5 protein-coding genes and 1 pseudogene are annotated in these 7,200 nt (G+C 42.3%); 2 read left to right on the forward strand and 4 right to left on the reverse strand.

Annotation, left to right across the window (positions count from 1 at the left end):
• Positions 1-19: 19 nt before the first annotated feature.
• Entirely contained in the window at positions 20-1,627 is a 1,608-nt protein-coding gene (locus tag T472_RS08225; protein WP_040907125.1) for an IS1634 family transposase, read from the reverse strand.
• A 30-nt stretch (positions 1,628-1,657) separates the two neighbouring features.
• Positions 1,658-2,230: pseudogene (locus tag T472_RS19310) on the reverse strand (amino acid permease); the annotation flags it as partial.
• 340 nt (positions 2,231-2,570) lie between these two features.
• On the opposite strand from T472_RS19310, the gene T472_RS08230 reads away from it, so the two are divergent.
• The gene (locus T472_RS08230; RefSeq protein WP_278279688.1) at positions 2,571-2,819 is read left to right on the forward strand and encodes an alpha/beta hydrolase family protein; all 249 of its coding nucleotides are present in this window, start codon (positions 2,571-2,573) and stop codon (positions 2,817-2,819) included.
• Positions 2,820-2,942: 123 nt separating this feature from the next.
• Here the strand turns inward: T472_RS08230 and T472_RS08235 are convergent, their stop codons facing one another.
• Positions 2,943-4,283, reverse strand: coding sequence for a GntP family permease (locus tag T472_RS08235; RefSeq protein ID WP_207643962.1), 1,341 nt, complete (start codon positions 4,281-4,283; stop codon positions 2,943-2,945).
• A 700-nt stretch (positions 4,284-4,983) separates the two neighbouring features.
• Here T472_RS08235 and T472_RS08240 point away from each other — a divergent pair.
• Positions 4,984-5,334, forward strand: coding sequence for a DUF2200 domain-containing protein (locus tag T472_RS08240; RefSeq protein ID WP_023385316.1), 351 nt, complete (start codon positions 4,984-4,986; stop codon positions 5,332-5,334).
• Between the two features lie 120 nt (positions 5,335-5,454).
• Here the strand turns inward: T472_RS08240 and T472_RS08245 are convergent, their stop codons facing one another.
• Positions 5,455-7,110: an ATP-binding protein gene (locus T472_RS08245; RefSeq protein WP_023385319.1), complete on the reverse strand. Its 1,656-nt coding sequence runs from the start codon at positions 7,108-7,110 to the stop codon at positions 5,455-5,457.
• Positions 7,111-7,200: the final 90 nt, after the last annotated feature.

A 7,200-nucleotide genomic window follows, 5' to 3' on the forward strand; every position in this document is an offset into this window, starting at 1 on the left:
CAACCTGGATTCCCGAAAACTATAACGATGGAGGAGTTATTCCCAGAGCAAGGAATAGCTCTTCTTGTTTTTTAGTCACTTCACCAAGCTGTCGACCATGCTCGGGCGACTCAAACAGCTCAATCAAGTCAAGTTCATCCAGCAATCCTTGCAACGTCCATTTCTCAAATAGCTTCGCATCCTGCATCTTCTTTTTCACGTACGACAAATAGATTAATGCCACAAATCCAACAAAAAGCTTCCCGTTAAGTGCCAATTCTGAAGAAACCTGCAATCTTCTGAAGTTCAACCTGTCCTTCAGATTACCGAATCCTTTCTCCACTACATCCTTGCTGCGATAAAGGGACAGTGCTTCAAACGGCTCTTTAACTTCGTTCGAGAGCAGCGCGAAATAGCCATAGTTCCTGGCAGCCTCTATCATTGCCCCTTCCTTTGGCGATATCTTCATGCCCCTCTTAGGTGTTTCCGAAACATCAAAATACCTGTCATAGTCCTTCATGCGGTATTCTTTTCTTGTATTGTCCCTGATGTCATTGTAGAGGCTTGTAAGATAGTCATTCATGTCAGACTGGTCCTTTGCAGCCTTCTCAGGATTGTAGTACAGATGAAGGTAAGCACGTTTTTGCCCTTTCAACGTATCACCCTTTTGTGGCCTTTTCTGCTCATATTCCCATTCTATGGTCTTGCATATGCCATATGTGTTGAACTGAGACTCCAGGTGGCTCCAGAGCTTCAGATTCTCCCTCTCCTGTTCAAGGACTTCCTTAACGTAGTTTAGACCCAGTTTCACTCCTATAATGAACTTCTGGTTGTTCTTGTATAGTTCATTGATGTTTTCCCTGCTGTAGAACCCTCTATCGAGTATTACGCTTACCTTCCTGTATCCCATGACATCAAACTCAGTCATGAGCTGCTTAACTGTCTTAACATCGGTTATATTACCAGCAAGCTTGCGGTAGTAGAAGGGCAGTCCTGATTCTTCTCCGAACAGGAGTGCAAGGTTAATCTGAGGAAGATGGTCATTCTCCTTGTTCCTGCCGTCCTTCACCTGTTTCAGAGTTTCCGAAAAGCTGGAGATGGATGTGGTATCAAACGCCCAATACTCCTTCTCTATTCGCCGCTTTCCCTGCTTCTTGAAGAAGTCCATCCTGCCGGCTTCATCAATATTCTGGAAAAGCTCTGAACTTCTCTGTGAAGGAATGTCGGTCCCGCAAGGATGTATGTGTAGCCTGTTCCAATGACTGAATCGGCTCATGGAGTTGTTTTCCTCAAGGATAAGGTAATAGGCAATTGAAAGCAGTTGTTTAAATGTGTTCGGGAAACATGCTTTAAGGTCAGCTTCGACTCCTGTGAATTTACCAATCTGGTCAAGCAAGAAACTAGCACCAAAGAAGCTTCTCTGAACCTTGGATATTGGAACAGGACCAGGCTTGACCAATGTGTCAGACTCAACCTCTTTCTTCTTGGTATAGCCTCTGGTAGGAACAATCTCACCAGTAACAGGATCAACTCTTCCCAAGAGCTTCCTCCTGGCTCTGGACTGTTGTTTCTCCTTGTCCCAGTATGCTTCATTGCTGTATGCATATTTGATTCCTGTTTTCTTGTTTACCAGATAAATAACTCCCAACCCAATCACCTCGTTATATATTATAATANNATACTTCCCGGGAATCCAGGTCACAAAGAAAAGACCAAGTCCGATCAGAAGTGCAAAAGGCAGAATCTTAAATGCCGTAATGAAGGTCTGGAACTTTCCGCCGCCTTCCACAGAACGCAAATGAATTGTCATGAACATCAGGACCAAGACAGTGGCTGTTATTTTGATCATTATTCCTGATATGCCCAGGAAGTAAGCCATGTAGTTTGCAATAGCCAGTGCCATGATTGAAATAGATGGTGGATCTGTTGCCCAGAAGCTTATCCAGCCAACAAGGAATGCCATAGGCTTTGATCCTGCTTCTCTGAAGTATACATACTGACCACCATTTTCAGGATACGCTGTGGCAAGTTCTGCATAGACAAGGTTTGCTGGAATATTTATTAGGCCACCGATTAAAAATGCCAGTATAGTTATGATTGCTGATCCCGCAGCACCTGATACCTCTCCAACGGACGAGAAAATACCTGAACCAACTGTTGTGCCGACACTGATTGCCACTGCCGCACTCAGACCAAGCTTTCTCTTAAGTTCAGTTTTGTACGTCTGGTCAAGTTCTTGTTCGATATTCATTTTAGTCCCCCCTGTTTTAGTTCACCATTCTCCCAGAATGCTCTCCGGATAGCTTCCAGTACCATGGTATTTGAAAGATTAATTCATAATATACGAATTGTACATCTTTCAGAAAACTCTTATAAGATAAACCGCATTAAAATCAGCATTTTATTTGCTTGATTTTATTTTATACATGTTTACTTATTTTTGAACCATCTTCAATATAGCATTCATGAAATCCTTCGTCAATAGTTCTATTTAAACTTTTACATTGAAAATTTAAAGTCATTTAGCATTAAAATCTGATTGAAGTAATCCATAAATCCCCCCCAACCAAACATTGCAGTAATATATTAAAATTCGTGAGTATACCGAAATGTTCTTATGGAACACATTCACAGATGATACGGTACCCCCAGAAAACTCCCTGTTATGGGTCCAGGCTCTCATGCAGCATAAGGTTCCCGTCGAGTTTCATATGTATGGAAGAGGAGGCCATGGATTGTCCTTAGCCAATAGGCTGACAGACAATCAGGATCATACCGGTATCCAGGAAGAATGCCAAAGCTGGATCGATCTTGCTGAGACATGGTTAAGAAACATATAGAACCCTCAAGAAAGTCCACCTCACATCACTGACTGGGTGATGTGAGGTGGCTGATTTTCACCAATATTCCTTTATTCCCAACTGATGCCCGGAATCTGATTGTAGCCTGTCATTTTAGGTTCACTATAATCCCATCGCAACTACTGCCGTAGTAAGCACAATGAAGGTTATCATGGGAATTACAACAGATACCACACCTACAAACCTGTAGCATTCCTTATGGGTAAGCCCAAGCCACCCGAACATCAGAAAGAATCCGGAGCCATGAGGAAGTGATCCAAAGCTTCCTGATGCAATCGAGATAAGCCTGTGGAGTATTGAGAGATTAGCTCCAGAGGCCTTAAACTGCTCAGAGAATGTCTGAAGCGTGATCGTAAGTCCACCAGACGCCGAGCCTGTTACTCCGGACATTATTGCCGTCGCCATGGTTCCAGTCCAGTAGGGATTCATCTTAAGGTTATTGATCCAAGCTACAACGTCGATAAAAGACGAGGACCTCTGAACAATCGCTCCAAATGCCACAACGGCGCAGGGACCTGCGATGGCTCCGATTGCTCCGCTAAGTCCGGTATTTATTGCTGCCTTCTTGTCCCTGATCCTGCTCCAGAATAACAGAAGTACAGCGGCTGATGATGTTATCATCGAGAGGACGATCAGTTCGGCTGAATTGGGTATTATCTCCTTGAGTCCTATGATCATCCCTACAACGATCACCAGAGGAACAAATGAGACCCCTGCAGGCGGAAGATTTCCTCTATCCACCTCATAAATTTTATGATCTGTTCCAGGAATATATGAGAAATGTTCCCCTGCCTTCCTGAGCCTGTTCTCTTCCCATTTCAGGTACAGAAGTATCATTATTGTCATCATTACTGCAGCTATTATTCCAAGTCCAGGAGCAGCGGTTATTTGCGTCCCAAGAAACCTGGTAGGTATTACATTGGCAAGAGCCGGTGAACCAGGCAAAGCTGACATGCTTACTGTACCTGATCCGGCCACGAAGACTCCAATCGCCAGTCGCCTTGGAATGTCAGCCTCCTTGAAAAGGACCATTATTATAGGTGTTACAGCAAATATTGCAATGAACAGGTTTATGCCGCCATAAGTGAGGACTACTGTTATCAGGAACACGATAAGCACAGCCCTTCTTTTGCCAAACCAGTCAACAAACTTGTAGCCTATGGCTATAGCAGCCCCGGATTCCTCCATAAGCTTGGCATACAGGGAAGATGCAGCAAAAATGAAGAAGTAGCTCTTGAAGAAGCTAAGATATCCTCCCATGTAGACTTCCGAGAAGGAATCCCAGATGCTCATCCCGTTTGTAATTATGACCATGAATCCTGCCAATATTGTAATCGGAAATGCGCCTACTCCCCTATATGCCAATACTACAAGAACCAGGATAGCTAACAGTAATCCAATAATCCCTAACACGACATCCCTCTTTCCTTCACCGTTTATCACATGCCCAAATGAAATCCCTGTGCAAATATCTATTCCCTTCTAAATCCAATTATTATGCATCAGCCCAGTGCAAATCTAAGTTTACAGTGCAGCCGCCTATGAATTTCCTTACCACGCGATACTGAATTAGTTTACCAGTCTTTGTTCTGTTGAACCGGTTAGTTCCACATGCTACCTTCATATTACCATATCTTCAGCAGTTTACCCCATACACAGAATAGATCACACCCATTCCGCCATGCCCTTCTCTGTATATAGTTCTGGATGATATGGTTCTTTCTGATTATCCTGGTGCCACATTGGATCAGGTCATTGCAAATCCTGTAGTCAGCGACCGGACAATTCAGTAGATATCGAATTCTTACCGCAAAATCGCTGCCCGGAAGAGCAGGTCCGCACCAAAAAGTCCCGAGAGGCCCAATATTACAGGTTGGCTGCCTTGAATCATGAGATACCTAACCTCAATCAGCGCAATATCCTAAAACACTGGATAACAAAGGAGATGTCAATCAGCCTGGAAATAATGTAGAGAGAATACTGGTATTTCATGAAGAGGATTCACCCTTCGAAGCTGTACCTGCAAGAAGCAGATTCACAAAAGGTCTATTTCAAACTGCAGCGAGCTCGCCCTTGAAATATCATTCATTTAAGGAGTTTCCTTCGTGATATACTTAAATTAATAACTTAAGGAGGATATTCCATGAACAACCAGCGTATATATGCAATGAGTGTGGCAAGCGTCTATCCCCTTTATATTGCTAAGGCAGAAAAAAAGGGACGCACGAAAGCAGAGGTTGACGAGATCATCAGATGGCTAACAGGATACAGCCAGGAAGAGTTTGAAGCAGAACTTGAAAATCAGACAGGATTTGAAGCCTTCTTTTTAAAAGCACCAAAGCTCAACCCTTCACGGTCTCTGATCAAAGGCTTGATCTGCGGTATCAGGGTGGAAGAGATTGAAGAACCTACCATGCGGGAAATCAGGTATCTGGATAAGCTTATTGATGAGCTCGCCAAAGGAAAGACAATGGAAAAGATTTTAAGGAAATAATTACTGGAGACGTTAAAACACTGATTCCCATATCGATTGGGAGTCAGTGTTTTTAAGTCAGTTATAGATTTGTGTTTTCAGTACGATGTTTACCCAAGGCCTCTTACACTTTTAGGTTCTTTAGTCCGAGGTTACAATCTTATACTTCGAGCCTCTTCCTTTTCCTTCCAGCTTCAATTTTCCAGAATCCGCCAACCTCTTAAGCGTGCCATATGCTTGTCCTTTTGTAAGCTTGAGAAGCTCAGTCACGTCTTCTCTAGTAATCCATCCGTCCTGTTGACGCGCCAATTTCAGGATCATTTCCTCATTACGGATACTATCAATACCAGTCTGTCGGACATATCCCACTAGATTGGAATTTTCGCGATATACATTCGCACTAAGAATAAACGCTTTGGATTTACCACTTCCTATTGCTTCAATCAACCCACTTTCAGTAAGCTTCTCCAGATTTGATTTTACCCGGGATTCACTGATTCTGGTCAGTTTCACGATTTCACTCAGCAAAAGTCGCTTTTCGCTTTGCAGTACAGATAAAATGAGCAATGAATTTATTGGTAACCTTCTTCCTAAACGGTTCTCTTCATTTGTGATCATTCTTATGAAATTGATATCCGGTTTAGCTCTTTGGATGAACAGCTTAACGTTTTTTTCCGTTGATTCAGAATAATCAGGCCATGGACGTCCATATAGTATTGAACCTTCAAAAATCCTATCAATACCTCGACCGGTCTTTTCGGCCAACCCAACTCGTTTTAGCGCATCTGCTAATGATTGGTTTCGACCATGAGGTTCCACGGTTAGTAAATTATCTAAAGTAACACCTTCAATAAACCCACCTGGACTGCTTATGGTCATCCCTTCATCATCTATGAGTACTCTGACCGACTGCAATATCGTGTAGTCCCTATGACAAAACGCATTCACCAGACCTTCACGAAATGCTTCCGGAGAAAACTCAGGGATTGGAAATCTGAGCAAGCCTAATTCCAATTCACGTTCTGGATTCCATGGCTTCAAATATTCTTCAAACATTTCAAATACAGCAAGCAGCGGTTTGCTAGATTGAAGGTTGACCTTAACATTAGTACCTTCTAATACTTGAAATGTTGATTTGGCAGTGGGAATAAGCTCTTCAATTTTTTCTTCCTTTCCAATCATGAGCATACCAGTAACAGTTGGATATAGAATCCCATTTTCTTCCCTTACGAAACGTAAAGCCTTATCCAGTTCCTCATCATTAAGACCGATGAGCGCAGTATCTCCTCTTCTCGAGGAGATGATTTTTCTTAATCTTACTCTCTCATTTACATCGAAATCATCAGTTGATGCTCCGCTAAGCGGCTGATTTGAAAAATCCAACAAGCTTAAGTCTGAGAGACGACTTGTTATTTCATAAGGGTACATTGGAATATTTTCAGGTGTTCCATCAACTTTCAGTCTTCTTCGAAGTACTTTGCCACCAGATGTTGCTGCGATGGCCCGACTTTTAGGAACTTCTATCCGTATAATTGGTTTTATTTCATCAAGTATCTCCGCTCTGACTGAAATCGTCGGAACAGTCATATTTGCTATTAAGGCTACTATACCATTTATATCCATGTGTGATTGATCAATCCCTGTAATTGATCCATTGTCTTCTATCCCCAGATAGAGTTCACCACCCATTGTATTGGCCATTCCTATAACAGCTTCTACCAAATCACTATCTGGTAACTTTTTTTTATCGCTCTTAAATTCAACAATTAATGTTTCCTTTTTAGGTATTTGTATCATTCAAAACACCTCCTAAATGCATTTTAACGCATAAAATGCGTTTATTCAATTATTAAACGCACAACGCGCGTTAATAACGCATATTACGCA

The organism is Youngiibacter fragilis 232.1, assembly GCF_000495435.3.
GTDB lineage: Bacteria > Bacillota > Clostridia > Clostridiales > Clostridiaceae > Youngiibacter > Youngiibacter fragilis.